Annotated in this window: 20 protein-coding genes; 15 read left to right on the plus strand and 5 right to left on the minus strand. The window is 62.0% G+C overall.

Annotation, left to right across the window (positions count from 1 at the left end):
• Nucleotides 1–9: 9 nt before the first annotated feature.
• Entirely contained in the window at nucleotides 10–480 is a 471-nt protein-coding gene (locus INF37_RS00495) for a MarR family winged helix-turn-helix transcriptional regulator (protein WP_193535722.1), read from the minus strand.
• A 267-nt stretch (nucleotides 481–747) separates the two neighbouring features.
• Between INF37_RS00495 and lexA the strand changes: the two genes are divergently transcribed.
• The 7 genes from lexA to INF37_RS00530 are packed head-to-tail and all read left to right on the plus strand — an operon-like array spanning nucleotide 748 to nucleotide 5,129.
• Nucleotides 748–1,365, plus strand: a complete 618-nt coding sequence (lexA, locus tag INF37_RS00500) for a transcriptional repressor LexA (protein WP_101692521.1) — start codon at nucleotides 748–750, stop codon at nucleotides 1,363–1,365.
• Between the two features lie 3 nt (nucleotides 1,366–1,368).
• Complete coding sequence (locus INF37_RS00505) at nucleotides 1,369–1,827, plus strand: methylated-DNA--[protein]-cysteine S-methyltransferase (protein ID WP_193535724.1); 459 nt, start codon at nucleotides 1,369–1,371, stop codon at nucleotides 1,825–1,827.
• Nucleotides 1,824–2,060 carry a permease of phosphate ABC transporter gene (locus tag INF37_RS00510; RefSeq protein WP_101692519.1) on the plus strand — a complete coding sequence of 79 codons (237 nt, stop codon included), beginning with the start codon at nucleotides 1,824–1,826 and terminating at the stop codon, nucleotides 2,058–2,060. The genes INF37_RS00505 and INF37_RS00510 overlap by 4 nt, the downstream gene beginning before the upstream one ends.
• 3 nt (nucleotides 2,061–2,063) lie before the next feature.
• Complete coding sequence (locus INF37_RS00515) at nucleotides 2,064–2,822, plus strand: exodeoxyribonuclease III (protein ID WP_101692518.1); 759 nt, start codon at nucleotides 2,064–2,066, stop codon at nucleotides 2,820–2,822.
• Complete coding sequence (locus tag INF37_RS00520; protein WP_193535726.1) at nucleotides 2,819–3,625, plus strand: YlmH family RNA-binding protein; 807 nt, start codon at nucleotides 2,819–2,821, stop codon at nucleotides 3,623–3,625. Before INF37_RS00515 ends, INF37_RS00520 begins: the two co-directional genes overlap by 4 nt.
• A gap of 42 nt (nucleotides 3,626–3,667) precedes the next feature.
• Nucleotides 3,668–3,877 (plus strand): DUF896 domain-containing protein, encoded by a 210-nt coding sequence (locus tag INF37_RS00525; protein ID WP_186963250.1) that lies wholly within the window; start codon nucleotides 3,668–3,670, stop codon nucleotides 3,875–3,877.
• 13 nt (nucleotides 3,878–3,890) lie between these two features.
• Nucleotides 3,891–5,129 (plus strand): uroporphyrinogen decarboxylase family protein, encoded by a 1,239-nt coding sequence (locus INF37_RS00530; protein WP_193535728.1) that lies wholly within the window; start codon nucleotides 3,891–3,893, stop codon nucleotides 5,127–5,129.
• A 62-nt stretch (nucleotides 5,130–5,191) separates the two neighbouring features.
• On the opposite strand, the gene INF37_RS00535 is transcribed toward INF37_RS00530, so the two are convergent.
• The 4 genes from INF37_RS00535 to spoIIP all read right to left on the minus strand — a co-directional run bounded on the left by INF37_RS00535 (nucleotide 5,192) and on the right by spoIIP (nucleotide 9,888).
• Nucleotides 5,192–5,689 (minus strand): CarD family transcriptional regulator, encoded by a 498-nt coding sequence (locus INF37_RS00535; protein WP_193535730.1) that lies wholly within the window; start codon nucleotides 5,687–5,689, stop codon nucleotides 5,192–5,194.
• 307 nt (nucleotides 5,690–5,996) lie between these two features.
• The gene (locus INF37_RS00540; protein ID WP_193535732.1) at nucleotides 5,997–7,364 is read right to left on the minus strand and encodes a S1C family serine protease; all 1,368 of its coding nucleotides are present in this window, start codon (nucleotides 7,362–7,364) and stop codon (nucleotides 5,997–5,999) included.
• A gap of 79 nt (nucleotides 7,365–7,443) precedes the next feature.
• Entirely contained in the window at nucleotides 7,444–8,622 is a 1,179-nt protein-coding gene (ytvI, locus tag INF37_RS00545) for a sporulation integral membrane protein YtvI (RefSeq protein WP_180956820.1), read from the minus strand.
• Between the two features lie 90 nt (nucleotides 8,623–8,712).
• A complete protein-coding gene (spoIIP, locus tag INF37_RS00550; protein ID WP_186963191.1) occupies nucleotides 8,713–9,888 on the minus strand; it encodes a stage II sporulation protein P in 1,176 nt (391 codons plus the stop codon).
• A gap of 285 nt (nucleotides 9,889–10,173) precedes the next feature.
• Here spoIIP and INF37_RS00555 point away from each other — a divergent pair, with 285 nt between their 5' ends.
• From INF37_RS00555 to INF37_RS00590, 8 genes are all read left to right on the plus strand, one after another.
• A complete protein-coding gene (locus tag INF37_RS00555; RefSeq protein ID WP_193535734.1) occupies nucleotides 10,174–11,016 on the plus strand; it encodes a DegV family protein in 843 nt (280 codons plus the stop codon).
• 143 nt (nucleotides 11,017–11,159) lie between these two features.
• Nucleotides 11,160–11,744 carry an HD domain-containing protein gene (locus INF37_RS00560; protein WP_101692510.1) on the plus strand — a complete coding sequence of 195 codons (585 nt, stop codon included), beginning with the start codon at nucleotides 11,160–11,162 and terminating at the stop codon, nucleotides 11,742–11,744.
• Nucleotides 11,745–11,749: 5 nt separating this feature from the next.
• Entirely contained in the window at nucleotides 11,750–13,135 is a 1,386-nt protein-coding gene (locus INF37_RS00565) for an MATE family efflux transporter (RefSeq protein ID WP_193535736.1), read from the plus strand.
• Between the two features lie 19 nt (nucleotides 13,136–13,154).
• A complete protein-coding gene (locus INF37_RS00570) occupies nucleotides 13,155–13,658 on the plus strand; it encodes a shikimate kinase (RefSeq protein WP_101692508.1) in 504 nt (167 codons plus the stop codon).
• A 17-nt stretch (nucleotides 13,659–13,675) separates the two neighbouring features.
• A complete protein-coding gene (locus INF37_RS00575; protein ID WP_101692507.1) occupies nucleotides 13,676–14,428 on the plus strand; it encodes a GntR family transcriptional regulator in 753 nt (250 codons plus the stop codon).
• A 209-nt stretch (nucleotides 14,429–14,637) separates the two neighbouring features.
• A complete protein-coding gene (locus INF37_RS00580) occupies nucleotides 14,638–15,600 on the plus strand; it encodes a methenyltetrahydromethanopterin cyclohydrolase (protein ID WP_193535739.1) in 963 nt (320 codons plus the stop codon).
• Between the two features lie 15 nt (nucleotides 15,601–15,615).
• Nucleotides 15,616–16,305: a methenyltetrahydromethanopterin cyclohydrolase gene (locus INF37_RS00585; protein WP_193535741.1), complete on the plus strand. Its 690-nt coding sequence runs from the start codon at nucleotides 15,616–15,618 to the stop codon at nucleotides 16,303–16,305.
• A gap of 175 nt (nucleotides 16,306–16,480) precedes the next feature.
• Nucleotides 16,481–18,346, plus strand: coding sequence for a DEAD/DEAH box helicase (locus tag INF37_RS00590; protein WP_193535751.1), 1,866 nt, complete (start codon nucleotides 16,481–16,483; stop codon nucleotides 18,344–18,346).
• Nucleotides 18,347–18,447 lie beyond the last annotated feature (101 nt).

An 18,447-nucleotide genomic window follows, 5' to 3' on the forward strand; every position in this document is an offset into this window, starting at 1 on the left:
CATCCTTTCCTAACAGAAGTCATCCGGGCCTTGAAAATCACTGCCGCGGAGGTTGCGGAGCATCCGGCGGTGGTAGCTGTTGAGCTGCTCCTGTTCTTCGGGGGAGAACCCGGCGAACATCTGCTCATCCACCTGCCCCAGGATCGTAAAGCACTGCTCAACGGCCCGGCTCCCCTTTGGGGTGATCGCGATCCGCTTGCACCGCTGGTCGGAGGGGTCTCCCCTCTTTTCCACATATCCGCTCCGCTCCAGGGATTTGAGGGACATGGCCACGGTGGCCGGCGTGACGTGCAGGGCATCGGCCAATTCCTTCTGAGAGGCCAGCTTCCCCTGCTCGCTCCAGTGGCGGATCAGAAAGAGCATGGGAGGAGAACCCAGATCCTCCAGACCGCCGGCGTTGAGCTGTGCCTGAGCCCGCTTCTGATGGGCCCGGTGCAGGGCGTGAAACAGGATGCCAGGCATTTTACAGTTGGGTTTCAATCGAGATCACCTCCCGTCCGGTGAAAGAGTCCCAGATCATCAGCATACTAATGATTAGGGGGCTTACTTATTTTACGGAGGCAAGATCGATTTGTCAACCAAAAAATTTTAAAAATTTTATGACAACCAAAGGGCTGCCCAAACCGAGACGCTTAGAACGCACGTTTGCGTTTTGGGTGGGGGTATGATAAAATAGCACCAGATAAGGATTTAGGTTCTCCTCGCATCGGTGCGGGGAGCAGTCGAATAGAACAGGAGGGACCTGCCATGAAGGCGCTTTCCCCCAAGCAACAGCAGATTTATGAATTTATCATCGCCTTCCAGGCCGAGCACGGGTATCCCCCGTCGGTGCGGGAGATCGGCGAAGAAGTGGGACTCAAGTCCCCCTCCACCGTCCACTTCCACCTGAAGGGACTGGAAGGGGCGGGACTCATCACGAAGGCCGAGGGCAAGACCCGGGCCATCACCGTGGTGGGCGCGCCCGCCCATCCGGTCCTGGAGGAGCTGGATCCCCGGCCCGACCGGGTGCCCGTGGTGGGCAATGTGGCGGCCGGCGCGCCCATTCTGGCCGAGGAGTGCGTGGAGGATTATCTCACCTTTGATACCGGCGGCCGCGCCGGGGAGTATTTTGCCCTGCGGGTGCGGGGAGAATCCATGCTCCGTGCGGGCATCCTCCCCGGGGACCTGGTGGTGGTCCACCGGCAGCAGGAGTGCCGCAGCGGCGAGATCGTAGTGGCCCTCTTTGAGGATGAGGCCACGGTCAAGACCCTCCGCCGGAAGGATGGAAAGACCTGGCTCATGCCGGAGAACCCGGACTACGAGCCCATTGATGGCACCTTTGCCCAGATCCTGGGGAAAGTAGTGGCCGTGGTGCGGCGGTATTAAGCCATGGAATTCCTGGTGTTTGATACGCCGTTGGGGCAGATGGCCCTGGCGGAGGAGGGAGGCGCGCTGACTCGCCTCTTCCTCCCCGGAGAGGGGATCCCACGCCTGGTCAGCCGGGAGACGCCCCTGCTCTCGAAGGGCCGTGACGAGATTCTGGCCTATCTGCGGGGGGAGCGGCGCTCCTTTGACCTGCCCCTGGACCCCATGGGGACCCCCTTTCAGCAGGCTGTCTGGGCCGAGCTGAGGCGCATCCCCTATGGTGAGACCCGCTCCTATGCCCAGGTGGCCGCCGGGATCGGAAAGCCCAAGGCGGTGCGGGCCGTTGGGCAGGCCAATCACCGCAATCCCCTGCCCATTTTTATCCCCTGCCACCGAGTAATCGGTGCATCGGGGAAGCTCACCGGCTACGGCGGGGGGCTGGACCTGAAAGAAAAACTACTGGAACTGGAGGGAGCACGATGAAACGTCTGCTGGAAGCCGGAAATGCCTGTATTGCCGAGATGGACTGGAGAGACATGGCCCTGGTCAAGTTCTGCCTGTGCGCCATGGGAATGCTGCTGGGCCTGGCCGTTCCCAAGCGGGGGCGCAAGTGGGCCGCGCTGGGGGCGGCGGTCCTCTTTGTGGCCGCCTATATTCCCCTGGTGCTGCGTTTTCTGCCCCACCTGGGCCGTGCCCTGAGCGGGCGGGAGGACTGATCTTTGAAACTGATTTCCTGGAACGTCAACGGACTGCGCGCCTGCCTGGGCAAGGGCTTTCTGGACTTTTTCCACCAGGCGGACGCGGATGTGGTCTGCCTGCAGGAGACCAAGCTCCAGCCCCATCAGATCGAGCTGGAGCTGCCCGGCTACCATCAGTACTGGAACTCGGCGGAGAAAAAGGGCTATTCCGGTACCGCCGTGTTTACCCGGAAGGAGCCGCTTTCTGTCACCTACGGCATCGGCATGCCGGAGCACGACACGGAGGGGCGGGTTATCACCGCCGAGTATGAGGATTTCTTCCTGGTGTGCTGCTATACCCCCAACGCCCAGCGGGAGCTGACCCGCCTTGCCTACCGCATGGAGTGGGAGGACGCCTTCCGCGCCTATCTGAAGGGATTGGACGGGCAAAAGCCGGTCATCCTCTGCGGGGACCTGAATGTGGCCCATCAGGACATCGACCTGAAAAACTTCAAATCCAACCGGGGCAACGCCGGTTTTACCGATGAGGAGCGGGGTAAGATGACCGAGCTGCTCTCCGCCGGCTTTACCGATACCTTCCGCTGGCTCTATCCCGAGGTGACGGGGGCCTACTCCTGGTGGTCCTACATGTACCACGCCCGGGAAAAGAACGCGGGTTGGAGAATCGACTATTTTATCGTCTCCGACCGCCTGCGGGAGCGGATCGCCGACAGCCGCATCCTGCCTGAGGTGATGGGCAGCGACCACTGCCCCGTGGAGCTGGAGCTGAGAGAGCCATGACCAAAACCGAACAACTGGACAAGCTGGCCCGGGACGGGGAGGAGCGGCTCCTCCTGGCCCGGGCCCTGGACAAGCTGGAGACCGCCCGGCGCAAGAACATCCCGGCGGCCACCGGCTTTTTATCCCCATCGGAGCGGGTCAGTGTGGAAAACTTGATCGCGGCCAACGGCCATCCCCCTCACCTGTTCTTCGGCGGGTACCCGGGGGCGGAGCGGACCATCTGTCTCTTCCTCCCCGACTGGCAGGAGCCGGAGGATGCCCTGGCCCTGGCCATGGCGGATGAGGGGCCGGTGAAGGTCCTGCGCTGTACCTATAACGCCGACGGAGGAATTACCCACCGGGACATCCTGGGAGCCATTCTGGGCCAGGGGATCACCCGGGAGAAGGTGGGCGACCTGCTAGTAGGGCCGGAGAGCTGTGACGTGCTGGTGCTGGAAGAGCTGGCGGACTACCTGCTCCTCCATCTGGACAGTGCCGGGCGGACCCGCCTCAAGACGGGACCCATTTCCCTCTCCCAGATTTCTCCGCCGGAGGTGCGCATCAAGACCATCCGGGACACGGTAGCCACCCCCCGGCTGGACGCCCTGGTAGCCTGCGCCTTTTCCACCTCCCGGAGCAAGGCGGCGGACTTTATCTCCGCAGGGCGGGTACAGCTCAACCACCGGGAGTGCACCAAGGCCGACAAGGCGGTGGAAGAAGGGGACGTGTTCTCCTGCCGGGGACTGGGCAAGGCCGCCGTCCGGGAGCTGGGCGGCCGTTCCAAAAAAGGCCGGATCATGGTGGTGCTGGAGCGCTATCTGTAATCCCCTCCCCCCAACCCAACGAAGAAAGGAACATCCCTTATGATTACACAAGCGCAGATTGACCGGATCAACGAGCTGGCCCGCAAGGCGAAGACGCCGGAGGGCCTCACCCCCGCGGAGGTGGAGGAGCGGGACATCCTCCGCCGGGCCTATATCGCCTCGGTGCGGGCCAACCTGGTGGGCCAGCTGGAGAATACCTATATCGTAGAGCCCGACGGCACCAAGCACCGGGTCACACACAAGGATGACTGAGAGGAGCACCCCCATGGCATTGACAACGGAAAATAACCTGGAACAGCGCATCGCCCGGGTGGATGCGGCCGTCGCCCTGCGGGAGGGGGACCGGGTCCCCATGGCCCCCAAGATTGGCATGGCCTACGCCCAGACCGCCGGCATTGACCGGTATGAGGCGCTCAACGACGCCCGGCTCCTCCGGCCTGGTGTGGAGAAATTTTTGCAGACCTATCCCTGCGACCTGTTCTGGGCCGGCTCGGGCTACCCCATCCCCATGATGGAGACCCTGGGGACCACCGCCATCCGCTGGCCGGGCGCCACCTGCGGCGTGCCCCTGAACCAGGGTTTCCAGATCGTGGACGGCACCTATATGGAGGAGGACGAGTACGACGAGTTCCTCCGGGACCCCTCTCACTTCTGCATGACCAAGGTCTTTCCCCGCAAGCACAAGAAGCTGGCGGGGCTGGCCAAGCTGAACTTCCACGAGGTGGTGGAGTTCGGTCACTATGCATCCATGGCGGCCTTTGCCGATCCGGAGGTCCGGCAGGCCCTTCTGACCCTCATGTTCGCCGGAGAGCAGGCGGTGGAGTGGCAGCGGAACTCCGCCCTCCTGCGGGAGACCGCCCTGGCCTGTCAGACCCCTCTGGGTGCGCTGGCGGGGCAGAACGCCCCCTATGACATGCTGGCCGACAACATCCGGGGCTTTTTGAATGTGCCCATGGACCTCTATGAGATCCCGGAGAAGGTGACGGCGGCCATCGACATCATGACGGAGTACGCCCTGCAGAACGTGCGCCGCCTGAAGAACACCGGCTCCAAGTACTGCTTTATGCCCCTCCACGGCGGTACGGACGACTTCATGAGCCTGGAGGATTACCGCACCTTCTACTGGCCCTCCCTGCGGCGGGTGATGGAGGAGATCATCGACTGCGGCATGATCCCCTATGTGTTCTGCGAGGGCAAGTATGACACCCGCCTGGAAGTCCTGCGGGAGGTCCCCCGGGGCAAGGTCATCTATATGTTCGAGCAGGTGGACATCGCCCGGGCCAAGGCAGTGCTGGGCGACACCGCCTGCATCTGCGGCAATCTCCCCACCTCCCTCCTGCTCTACAGCAAGCCCCACGAGGTGGTGGACGAGACCCGGCGCCTGCTGGACACCTGTGCCCCCGGCGGCGGCTTCCTGATGGACTGCTCCATCGTGCTGGACCACTACAAAGAGGAGAATCTGGAGGCGTGGTTTGACACCACCCTCCAGTATGGGCGCTATTGAGCCCGGAACAAAAAAGCCCCGCTCTCGCTTTCGAGAGCGGGGCTTTCTGCATGTGCGGCGGATCAGGAGGCGCTGGCCAGCACCTCGCGGATATAGGACGGGACCTCTTCCCGCTCCAAATCCAGGGCGACGCACAGCTCACCGTAGAGCTGATCTTCGGCCAGACGGAGATAGCGCTCATCCAGCTTGCCGGGCTTGCGCCCGTTATCGGTGGCCGAGCGGTTTTTCTCATGAATGCTCTTGATGAGGCGGAGGAGCTCCACACAGTCGGAGGTCTGATAGGCATCCTGATAATAGCGGGACAGGGCGGGGAGACTGGTGATGCGGATGGCCTCAGTCTCGATGGAGGGAATGCTGCGCACCAGTTCCTCGGCCTGCCCCCGGGTCAGCACAGGGCGCAGCGCGACCTTGGTGTCCACAGGGATGATGATGGTCTCGGTGGTATAGAGCGGCTTGAGCGTGTAATAGAGCCGCTCTCCATTGCCGGGCCTTGTGGCGATCTCCCGGACACGGCAGACGCCGTTCCGGCCGTACACAAGCAACGATCCAACGGGATACATGAGTTGGCCTCCTCTTCTATTAATATCATATAGTATACCACAGAATGGAGATACTTTTCTATATTAAATGAAGAAAAAATAAAAATATAAAAACTTTTTATTTTTATAATGACGGAAAATAAGTCATATACAGCATAATATACACAAAAATAAGATAGAAATAAAAATAGAACAGATCATAAAAAAGAAAACTTTTTCTGCGGAAAAGCATGCGGCGCAGGGGACACCGCAGAATAGAACAGGCGGCCCGGTCTGCTGCTTTGACCGGACCGCCTGACTTGAGAAAGAGGGGAAATATCCAGTTGGATCAATAGCCGAAACCAAAGGGCCAATTGTAGTAGCCGTTGTTCTGCTGGGACTGCTGTTGCTGCTGAGAGGCCTCCAGCTTCTCCTGGCTAAGCTCTTCCTGCAGGTCGCTCAGGGCGTTCTGCCGCTCCTGGTTGTCCTCATCCAGGACCACGGAGAGGTCCTGCTTCTCCCCGTCGCGGTAAATGGTGAAGGTGACGGTATCGCCGGCCTTTTTATCCCGCACGGCGTCCTTCAGCGCGGTGCTGGAATCCACCTCCGTGCCGTCCACAGTGCAGATGATGTCGCCCTTCTGGATGCCGGCCTTCTCAGCGCAGGAGCCCTCGAGGACGGCCTCCACCGAGGCACCGGCGGGCACGCCGTACTTGGTGGCGTAGTCGGGCACATCGGTCATCAGGATGCCCACATTGGGCTTTCCGGTGACATAGCCGTGCTCAATGATGTCGGTGATCATGCTGCGCACATCGTTGATGGGGATCGCGAAGCCCAGACCCTCGATGCTGGCCTCCGAGGAGTCGCCGTTGCTGGAGAGCTTGGCGGAGGTGATGCCCACCACTTCCCCGTAGGCGTTGAAGAGGGGGCCGCCGGAGTTACCGGAGTTGATGGCGGTGTTGGTCTGGAGCATATTCATGGTCTGCCCCTCGCTGGTGGTGACCGAGCGGTCCTTGGCGGAGACCAGGCCGTCGGTGAGGGACCAGGTCAGCTCACCCAGGGGGTTGCCGATGGTGTAGACCGGCTCACCCACCACCAGGGAGTCGGAATCGCCCAGGGTGAGCGCGTGGAGGCCGGTGGCCTCGATCTTGAGCACGGCCACATCGTTCTCGGCCTCGCCGCCCACCAGCTTGGCGTCATAGGTCTGGCCGTCCACAAAGGCGACCTTGATGGAGGTGGCGTCCTTGATGACGTGGTAGTTGGTGACGATATAGCCGTCCGAGGAGATCACGAAGCCGGAACCGGCGGCGGCGCCCTGCACCACATAGCCGTAGACATTGGTGTTGACCTCAGTGGTGATACCCACACAGGCATCCACATTGGCGGCATAGAGCTGGGCGGGGGTCATGGCCTCGCCCGACTTGACGCTGGTGGTATCCACATTGACGGTGGGGTGATTCCCGCCCTCATAGAGGACGGTATTGTTGGAAGAGCGGGAGATGTACCAGGCGCTTCCGCCGCCCACCAGACCGCCGACCAGGGCGCAGCACAGGCCGAGGGCTACGACTTTGCCGGCCATACCGCCTTTCTTGCGGGGCGGCTTGGGGGGCTGGGCGCCGGTATCCCAGGGGTCGCTGTGTACGTGGAACTGGGTGGTCTCTATGGGATTGGTATCCGGTCCATCGGACTGGGGACGAAATTCCTGATTGTCAAACATAACACTCGCTCCTTTTGAGGGTTCTCTCTTGAACTGCTCTTAGGATACCCACAAAATATGTCCAAAGCGTGAAGAAACTTTACACGTTTTTTGAATTCGTATCCCCGCCTGGACGGTGCTTCAAAAAGGCGGAGAGATCAGCGGCTGCCAGGCGGATGTCCTCCAGTACGGGGTTAAAAATCCCCAGTCGGCAGATGTTGAGTACCACCATACAGACCACCGGGCCCAGGATCATCCCCAGCACGCCGGCCAGCTGCATGCCCACATAGATGCTGATCAGGGAGACCACGGGGGGAAGCCCGGTCTGATCGCCCACCACCTTGGGCTCTCCCACCCGGCGGAAGAGCGCGATCAAACCCCAGATTACCATGAGCTCAATGGACTCCCGGAGATTCCCCAGGGCCAGGTCCACCACCGCCCAGGGCACCATGACGGTGCCCGCGCCGATGATGGGGATAAAGTCCATAATGGCCAGAAGAAAGGCCAGCAGCAGCGTATAGGGCTGTCCAATGATGGTAAAGCCCGCCAGCAGAATGAAAAAGACCCCCACCGAGAGGATAAATTCGGCCTTCACATAGCCGCCGAAGGCGGAGAGGGCGGCCTGCCGCACCTCCTGCAAAAAGTGGCGGGAACGGCCGGTAAAGCGCTTGGAGACCAGATAGCGGATGTGGGGATAGTCGGCCGTCAGGTAATAGGAGCCCATCAAAAAGACCACGGTGCCCACCGCGAAGGAGGGAACCTGCTTGGCGATCCGGGTGGCATAGGCCGCCGAGCTGCCCAGGGCGGTGGTCACAGCCCCCTGGAGCCAGGTAAAGAGGCTCTCCAGATAGGCGTCGCTGGCGGTACGGATATCGGCCGGAATCAGGGACATAAAGCGGGAGAAGGCGTGATCCAGAGAGGAGAGCGCCTCCTGAAGCGCGGTGGAGATGGAGCTCCAGTCCTCATAGAGGGAGATAATCTCCTGGGCGATGTTCCAGATAAAGGCCACCAGTACGCCCCCCGCCACCGCCAGGATCAGAAGAATGAGCACCAGGGAGAGAAATTTACGGGAGATCCCCAGCCGCCGCTGGATTCCCCGCACCAGGGGATTGAGGAGCCAGGCCACCACAAAGGCCAGTACAAAGGGCATAAAGAGGGACAGCAGGGCTGGCCCCGCCAGGGCCAGCGCGGCCAGTACAAGCAGGGTGAGCAATAGCCGGATGCCAAGGCGCATCCAGAGCCGGCCCCGCTCCCGCCAGGAGAGTTCCTGATCTTCCATGGAAAGACCTCCCATTTCTGTTGGTGTATATGAGAGCAGTATAGCATGGATTCGGCGAAGAAAGGAGAGGAATCTGTAAATTTTTTTGCGTCAGCTGCCGGATGGGGTGAGATTCAGAAAGACCTGGCCTGCGGCCCGGGCAAAGCAGCGGGCGCCATTGAGGGCCTCTTGCAAGGTATTGCCATGGGTACCCACCTCCACCAACAGGGAGCCGGGAGTCAGATTTTGGTTGTAGACCGAGCTGCGCAGGGTCATGGGACGGGCCAGCGTGGGATAGAGGGTGTCCATGCTCCGCTGGATGCGGGCGGCAAGGGCCAGATTTTCCATCCAGTTGGGGTGGGTGGAGCCGCTGCCCAGCACCAGCATGACCTGAGCGGTCTTGACGCCGTCTACCTTGGTCACGGCCTTGTACACCGTGTTGTCGCTCCCCACCAGAGCGTCCCGATGGACGTCCAGCACCAGCTGGATGGAGGGATACTGGGCGAGATACTTCTGGATGGCGGCCCCCGAGCGGGAATAGGCCCCATTGTAGGCGGGATAGTCATAGACGCCCTTGTCGTGGAGCACGGAAAGGCCCATTTCGGTAAAGACCCGCTCCATCTCATTTCCCACCCGGATCATATTGTAGTTTTCGTCCAGGGTACGGGAATTCTGGTCACTGGGGGTGTAGACGTCGCTGCCGTCCGGAGTGTAGGCCTCGGTGGCATGGGTATGTATGATGAGGATTTGGGGACCCTGCTGGGGAAGCTGGGCCTTGATGGGGGCCGAGGCGGCCGCAGCCAGATCGACGGACAGGTTGGTCCGGTTATAGAGATACAGGCCGTCGGCATAGGCATATCCGTCGGTGCTGGTGGGGACCAGGGTGCGCTCCACAATGTCCCCGGGCGCGGCGGTGACTGCGGGTGGCTCTTCCTCCTCCAGGGGGGGCGTGGCAGAGGGCGCGGGCGCGGCGGAAGGGGTGGGCTGAGCGGCCAGGGGATCGGTGTCGTCGATCCCAGCGCCCTGGCGCAGCAGCGCCGACTGATCCACCACCAGACGCTGCCAGAAGTCCAGCTCGTCCATCGTGGTTCCAGTCTCCACATTCCCCAGCTCGGCCTGGAGGGCGGCGGAGACAAAGAGCGGACTGGAGGTGAGGGCGTCCAGACTCCCGGCGGCCAGCCCCCAGCCTGTCCCGGCCAGGAGGGCCCATACCGCCAGGGTGGCCAGAAAGAAGGCGGCGCAGCGCCGGAACAGGCGGGACCACAGAATGCGGCTGTGTGTACGCATGAGACATCATCCTTTCTCTTCGGTGGGGGGACGAAATGGTTGGTCAAGCATATGCGCCCGGGCAGAGGGATATGCCTGTCCGGGAAAAAGCTTCCGGATGCCCTGCGCCTTGACATTTGGACGCTTTCCGATATAATAAGGCGGACCAGTTTGCCACGTTTACCGGCTTACCCGGGCGCGATGGGCAAGAAAACAGGCATTTTTCCAGGGGACAGCCCTCTGTGGAGGGGGATACCCGGCATGGTTCCCCGGCTTTGATCGTGTGTTTGAAAGGAAGTTTGGAAGATGATACGGATTTTGACGGACAGTACCAGCGACCTCTCCCCTGCCCGCGCGGCGGAGCTGGGGGTGGAGATTCTCCCCCTCACGGTCCTCTTTGGCGAAGAGGCCTTCCAGGACGGCGTGGAAATCACAAAAGAGGAATTTTATGCCCGGCTGGAGCAGGTGGACACCCTGCCCACCACCGCCCAGATCCCCCCCGAGACCTTTATCCAGACCTTTGAGCGGCTGACCGAAAGCGGGGATCAGGTGCTGGCCATTCTGATCTCCAGCGCCATGTCGGGCACCTACCAGTCCGCCATGATCGCCCGGGGCATCGTGGACGAGAGCAACATCGCCGTGGTGGACGCCCAGACCGTCACCTTCGGCATGGGCCTTTTGGTGGAGGCCGCCTGTCTGCTCCGGGACAAGGGGCTCTCCCTGTCCGAGCTGAAGGGACAGGTGGAAGAGCTGGCCGGACGGGTGCGGCTCCTGGCCGTAGTGGACACCCTCAAGTACCTGAAGATGGGCGGGCGGATCTCGGGCGCCACCGCTGTGGTGGGCGGCCTGCTGGGCATCAGTCCCATCATCACCATTGAGGACGGCCTGGTCATCTCGGTGGGCAAATGCCGGGGCAGAAAGGCGGGCTTCCAGTTCATCCGTAAGTGGATGGAGGAGAAGGAGCCCATTGACACCACGCTGCCGGTGGCCTTCGGCCACTCCAACGCGCCCCAGGCCATGGCCGACTGCATGGCCTATTTTGCCGCGGAGACCCAGGGGATGACCGTGCTCCCCAGCGACATCGGCGCCGTGGTGGGCACCCACGCCGGCCCTGGCGCCACCGGCATCGCCTATTTTGTCCGGAAGTAAGAGAGAAACACAGCGGATGGCCTTCCCGCCCTGGGAAGGCCATCCGCTTTTGTCCGCAAATGACAGATAGGGAAAACTGTGCTATAATATCTTTCATATGGCCGTTTTATGGCCCATCTTTGCGTCCCAAAGGAGGAACCAATATGAGTGCACGGGAGGAATTCATCGAACTCTTCACCACACATATCCACCGGGAGGGCAGCGAGGCCCTGCTGGATTATCTTCAGAATAAGAGCGACTTTTTCACCTCCCCTGCGTCGGCCAAATTCCACGGGGCCTATGTGGGCGGCCTGTGTGACCACAGCGTGAACGTGTATCACTGCCTGCGGGAGTATCTGGAGCGGGAGCGGGTCAAAGAGCTCTACGGTCTGGAGTACGGGGAGGAGAGCATCGCCATCGCCGCCCTGCTCCACGACGTGTGCAAGATCGGATGCTATAAGACGGGCACCCGAAACGTCAAGGGACCCGACGGCAAGTGGCAGGCGGTCCCCACCTTCTTCTACGAGGATAACCTGCCCTATGGACACGGGGAGAAGTCGGTCTATATTCTCAGCGGCTTCATGCGTCTCACCCGGGAGGAGGCCATGGCCATCCGCTGGCACATGGGATTTTCGGGCGGAGAGGACGCCCGGCTGGTGGGGCAGGCCCTCCAGCAGTACCCCCTGGCCTTTGCCCTGAGCGTGGCCGATATGGAGGCCACGTATTTCCTGGAAAATGAGGAGGCGTAATTCCTGTGGCAAAGCGTGAAAACGATCTGGGCAGAGATCCCATCGGCCCGCTGCTGGTGCGTCTGGCCGTACCGGCAGTGACGGCCCAGCTGGTCAACGCCCTGTACAACATCGTGGACCGGATGTACATCGGCCACATTGAGGGGGTGGGTGACCTGGCCCTCACAGGACTGGGCATCTGCTTCCCGGTCATCATGTTCGTCTCGGCCATCTCCGCCCTGGTGGGTATGGGCGGCGGCTCCCGGGCGGTGGTGCGCATGGGAGAGGGCAAGATGGAGGAGGCAAACGCCATCCTGGGCAGCTGTACCGCCCTGCTGGTCCTGCTCTCCATCCTGGTGACGGTGGGCTTCCAGGTGGTGCGGGAGCCCATGCTCCTCCTCTTCGGAGCCACGGAGAATACCCTGAGTTACGCCTCGGACTACCTCACCATCTACCTGTGGGGCACCATTTTTGTGGAGATCTCCCTGGGATTGAACTTTTTTATCACCTCCCAGGGATTTTCCACCGTCTCCATGGCCACGGTCCTCATCGGAGCGGTCACCAACATCGTACTGGACCCCATTTTTATCTTTGGATTCGGGATGGGTGTACAGGGCGCGGCCCTGGCCACTATTACCGCCCAGGCCGTCTCGGCGGTGTGGGTGCTGCGCTTCCTCAGCGGAAAGCGGACCCGGCTGCGCTTCCAGCGCCGCTACTTCCGCCTGGATGGCCGGGTGCTGGCCCCGGTGCTGGCGGTGGGGGTCTCCCCTTTCATCATGCAGTCCACCGAGAGTCTGGTGAACATCTCCTTCAACTCCTCCCTCAAGGCCTTCGGCGGGGACCCTGCCGTGGGCGCCATGACCATCTGCTCCAGCATCATGCAGATTTTCAGCATGCTCTTCCAGGGGCTCTCCCAGGGGGCCCAGCCCATTGTGGGCTTTAACTACGGCGCGGGACAGATCGACCGGGTGAAAAAGACCTTCCGCCTGCTCTTCTTCTCCTCGCTGGCCTTCAGTACTGCTGCCTGGGGCGCCATCGAGCTCTTCCCCCAGGTCTTTGTATCCATCTTCAACGACGAGCCAGAGCTGGTGAGTATCGCGGTGTGGACTCTGCGGGTGTATGCCGCCGGTATGTTCATGCTGGGCATCCAGTTCTCCTGCCAGCAGACCTTTGTGGCTCTGGGAGAGGCCAAGGTCTCCCTCTTCCTGGCTCTGCTGCGCAAAATCATCCTGCTCATTCCCCTGATCTTTATCCTGCCCAACTTCTTTACGGATAAGGTGCTGGGCGTCTTTGTGGCGGAACCCGCTGCCGACGTGCTGGCTGCCATCACCACGGGTCTCATCTTCCTGTGGCGCTTCCCCCGCATCCTGCGCCGCCGGGCCCAGGAGACCCACGGACCCAAGACGGTATAAAAAAGGAGGATTTCCTGCCATGAACAACATCACGCTGATCGGTATGCCCGGCTCGGGGAAGAGCACCGTGGGGGTGCTTCTGGCCAAGACCCTGGGCTTTGATTTCCTAGACACCGACCTGCTCATTCAAAAGCGGGAGGGCGCGCTGCTCCAGGAGGTGCTTGACGCCCACGGCACGGAGGAATTTCTGGATCTGGAGGCCGATGCCATCTGCTCGGTGGACTGTGAGCGCACCGTCATTGCTCCGGGCGGGAGTGTCATCTGCCGGGCCCGGGGGATCGAGCACCTGAAGAGCTTGGGCAAGGTGATCTATCTGCGCATCCCCTGCGAGGTGCTGGAGGAGCGCATCCACAACATGGGCTCCCGGGGGATCGCCTTCCAGCCGGGCGAGACACTGCGGGACATCTATGAGTACCGCACCCCGCTGTATGAGAAATACGCCGACATCATCGTGGACGGTGATAAAGGTTCCCTGGAGGAGACCCTGGCCGCGGTGCTTCAGGCCCTGATCGGCTGCGCGTGAGCGAAAGGAGGAGCCATATGGAAGAGCGTACACGGAAGGGACTGCACATTTCGCCGGTGGACAGTGCGGAATTGTCCTATAAGACCAAGTTGGCGCTCATTGACTTCATCCGCGGCTACGAAACAGACCAGCCCTTCAAGCTGCCCAGTGAAGATCAGCTGGCCCAGCGTCTGGGCGTGAGCCGCAATGCTCTGCGGGATGTATTGGCCTCGCTGGAGGAGATGGGGCTGGTCACCCGTCAGCGCAGCAAGGGGACCCTGGCCAACCCCAAAGTGGCCCGGGAGTGCCGGATGGATACCGACCCGGGTCTGATCCGGATGATCACCCGAATGGGGTGTCAGCCCCGGTATGAGGTGACTTCCCTGCGCTTTGTGGAGGACAAGGACTCCGGGCTGGAGCAGAACTCCGACTCCTATCTGGAGGTGGGAAAGCTCTTTTATGCCGACGACACCCCGGTGGCCTTTGCCAATGACCATGTAGAGGGCAAGATCGCCGCCGGACACCGGGAGCAGTTTGAGGTTCTGCGGGAGGAAAACTGCTTTTTCTTCCTCAAGGAGTGCTGCGGTGTGTCGGTGGCATACAGCATGTCCACCTTCGACGTGATGCAGGCGGACGAGGCCCTACAGAAGCTCTTCCATGTGGGACCGGAAGAGCTCTTCCTGGTGATGGACGACATTGTCTACTCCCGGGATCTGGAGATCGTGTGCCATGCGGTATCCTATTACCGCAAGGGGTATCTGCCCCTCAAGGTGCTGCGCAAGGGCTGGTAAATCAAATTGGAATCAGGAAGACCGCGTTCCCTGGAAGCGGGGGGCGCGGTCCTTTTTTGACATGGAATAGACAAACTATACAAATTCAATTTTAAAATAAGATAATTTGCTATTGATAACAACGGAGAGGTGTGGTACTATCTCGATAGTAGAATAATACTACTAATAGAAGAACCAAAAGGACCCCGGATCAAAAAGGAGGTTTTCATTTGGATTTTTCCATCAATCAACGGGCCCTGGCCATGGTGGAGGAGGAGATCCTTCCCCACCAGGAACAGCTCCAGGTGCGGGCCCACACCCTGGCCAACGGTGCCACGGTCATCGACATGGGCGTGGAGGAAAAGGCGGGCTGGCGTGCGGGCAAGCTCTTTACCGAGAGCTGCCTGGGCGGTCTGGGCCGGCTGGACTTTACCACCATGTGGATCGGGGAGCATCTGGTCCCCGCCGCCACCATTACGGTGGACCGCCCCGCGGTGGCCGAGCTCTCCTGCCACGACGCCATCTATGTGATGAACTACCATGGGGTGCGCACCACTTTCTCCGGCCCCTTCCGGGCCATCGGGGGCATGGATGCCTATGCCCGCGCCACGCCCTACCGGGACCCCTGTACCGCCCGGGCGGTGGCCCATCTCCAGACCACAGAACTGCCTGGAGAGGAGATGACCACCCAGCTGGCCGGGGAGATCGGCATTGATCCCTCGGGCCTCTATCTGCTGGCCGCCCGGACCGGGACTCTGGCCGGAGCGGTACAGGTCTGCGCCCGCAACGTGGAGCAGACCTTCCCCACCCTGCTGGACCGGGGCTTTAATACGGATTGTGTGGTGCAGGCCTCGGGGAGTGCCCCCATCTTCGGCGCGGTGGCCGACGAGTATGTGGCCTACGGCCGGGTCAACGACTGCCTGATCTATGGGCAGGAGACCAATCTCTGGGTGGACTGCACCGATGAGGAGATTGAGCGCATCCTCCCTGATCTGACCTTTGACAAGAACCAGGACATCTACGGCGTCTCCTTTGAGGAGCTTTTTGCCCGCAGCGGGCACAACTGGGCCCATGTCCCCCGGGACTGGGACGCCCCCTGCAAGATCAATTTCCACAATCTCCGCACGGGACATGCCTTCTCCTCCGGCCGTCTGGGTTATGACACGCTGGAGCGGAGCTTTCTCGGAATCTGATGTGAGGTGACGAATATGACCAGCTTGGAGTGTGCCCGCGCGGCCTTTGCCGTGCTGTGTGAGAACAGCCCCGCCAACCACTGCCGCCTGGAGGGCAGCGTTCTGGACGCCGGGAAAGAGGTCCCCGGCGGATGGAGTTCCGCCCGGACGCTGACCGAGGGACTCTATGGCGGGAAAGCCATCGTAAACGTGTCCCAGCAGAGGTTGGGCGAGGAGCAGGTCCCCACTGTGGAGATCCTGTGCGACGACCCGGTGCTGGCCTCGGAGAGCTTTACCTCCCGTGAGGGGCTGGTGGGCCTGCAGGAGGCGGACGGCGCCTGGGCACTGGCCTATGGGGAAAACGCCGGCGGAGCGCGGGGCAATGTGGTGCTGGCCGTTCCGGCCAGCCTGTGCGCCGTGGTGGTGGAAGCCGCCGCGGCAGTGCCCCGGGCGGTATCCTATCTACTGGAGCAAGGCGTGCCCCAGGAGGAGATCCTGTGGGGCTGGAGCTGCTGCCCGGTGGTGCTCCCCTCTCTGGACGGAGAGGCGGTCCGTGCCGCCCACCGCGCCGCCATCGCTGCCCACGGGGTGTGCAGCATCTGGGTCCGGAGCACGCGCGCCGACCTGGAGACACTGGCCCGGAATTGGGGGGATTTCCGCCTGCGTCTGCACTGCCTGGAGGACGGAAAGACCTACGGCGCTTCGTCCGGAACCGGGGCCGTTTAAACGTATATCCAGGGCCCGCATTCGGGGAAATCCACTTGTATTTCCAAAGAAATATGATATACTGAATCATAGACTTTCCACATCTGCGCCCGCTGGTCTTGTCCGGCGGGCGCAGGTGCGTACCGGGGCAGCACAGCGCTCTGGAGAGAATAAATTGCAAAGGATTTCGAGACACATGACATTCCGTGAACTCGGCCTCATCGAGCCCATCCTGGGGGCCCTGGCCGAACTGGGGTATGAGCGCCCCTCCCCCATCCAGGAAAAGGCCATCCCGCCGGCCCTCACCGGGCGGGACGTACTGGGCTGCGCCCAGACCGGCACCGGCAAGACCTGCGCCTTTGCCACCCCCATCCTCCAGCGGCTCAACGCCGAGTCCGTCCAGGGCCGGCCCATCCGTGCCCTGATCCTCACCCCCACCCGGGAGCTGGCGCTCCAGATCCAGGAGAGCTTTGAGGCCTACGGCAAGCATCTGAAGCTGCGCTCCACCGTGATCTTCGGCGGCGTTGGCCAGGCTCCCCAGGTGGAGCGGCTGCGCAAGGGTGTGGACATCCTGGTGGCCACCCCCGGCCGTCTGGCCGACCTCTACCAGCAGAAGCTGCTGGACTTCTCCGGCCTGGAGATCTTTGTTCTGGATGAGGCCGACCGGATGCTGGATATGGGCTTTATCCACGATGTGAAGAAGATCCTCAAGTGGCTTCCCCCGCGCAAGCAGACCCTCTTCTTCTCGGCCACCATGCCCGCCGAGATCACCGAGCTGGTGGACTCCCTCCTTCACGACCCGGCCCGGGTGGCGGTGGACCCGGTCTCCTCCCCGGTGGAGGTCATCGACCAGAAGCTCTACTATGTGGACCGGGGCAATAAGACCAAACTCCTCTCCTCCCTGCTCATGGCGGGCAATGTGAAGAACGCCCTGGTTTTTACCCGCACCAAGCATGGGGCCAACAAAGTGGCCGGAGATCTCCAGAAGAGCGGCATCACCGCCGCCGCCATCCACGGCAACAAGAGCCAGACCGCCCGGCAGCAGGCCCTCTCCGACTTCAAGAGCGGCCGGGTCAAGGTGCTGGTGGCCACCGACATCGCCGCCCGGGGCCTGGACATCGAGGAGCTCTCCCACGTGTTCAACTATAACCTCCCCGATGTGCCAGAGACCTATGTCCACCGCATCGGCCGTACCGGCCGGGCCGGTCACGGCGGCACCGCCGTCTCCTTCTGCGACATCAATGAGAAGGATGAGCTCAAGGGCATCGAAAAGCTCATGGGCCGCTCCATCCCGGTGGTGGAGGATCACCCCTGGCCAATGGAGGTCTTTGAGCCTCTGCCCCGGGACAAGAAGGGGCGCCCGGTGAATCCGGAGGATGCCGAGGCCCGGGCGGCCGCCAAGGAGCGCCGCCGTGCCCGGGACGCGGCCAACAAGGCCGCCGCCGAAGAGCGCAAGGCCAAGGCCGCCCAGAAGGCCCAGGCGGCAGAGCCCGCTCCTGCCCCCAAAAAGAAGGGAGAGCGTCCCGCCCCGACGGTTTCGGCGGAGCAGACTCCGGCCCGGAAGAAGCGTGCCCGCGGCTACCGTGCCAGCGCTACTCTGGAGGAGGCGCTCACCGCCACCGCGCCCGCCCGTCCTGTCCGGGAGAGTGGGAACCGCCGGGAGGAGGAGTTCCACCATACCGATCCCCTGGCCGGAGATGTCATTATGGACGCCACCGCCCGCCTGCTGGCCCCCCGGCCCCGGATGTTCCAGAGCAAGGAGCAGCCCCGCAAGGAGCGCCCAGCCCGCCGGAGCAAGTCTCCCCGCCCCGCGGGAGAGGAGAACGGGCAGGAGAAGCGCCCGTCCCACTCCCCCAAGGAGGAGAAGCAGGCCCGCCCCGCCCAGAAGAAGAGCATGCCGGCCAAGGCCCTGGACGTGCTGGGCGGCGGGAAAAAGAAGCGCAATGGCCGCGGCAAGGGCCCCGGCCGTCCCCGCGAGGTGGAGCTGCGCACCGATGGGGTGAAGGACTCCACCGAGCTCTCCTCCAGCCTCATGAAGCCCTACTATCTGAGCGACGACTAAAAAGGGCCGCCTGCCGCAAGGGATAGCGTTTTCGACTTCTCAATTGAAAATAGGTATATGAAAACCGTTGCCGGGAACTGATATTACACAGTTCCCGGCAA

The organism is Pseudoflavonifractor gallinarum (genome assembly GCF_014982855.1).
Taxonomy (GTDB): domain Bacteria; phylum Bacillota; class Clostridia; order Oscillospirales; family Oscillospiraceae; genus Pseudoflavonifractor_A; species Pseudoflavonifractor_A gallinarum.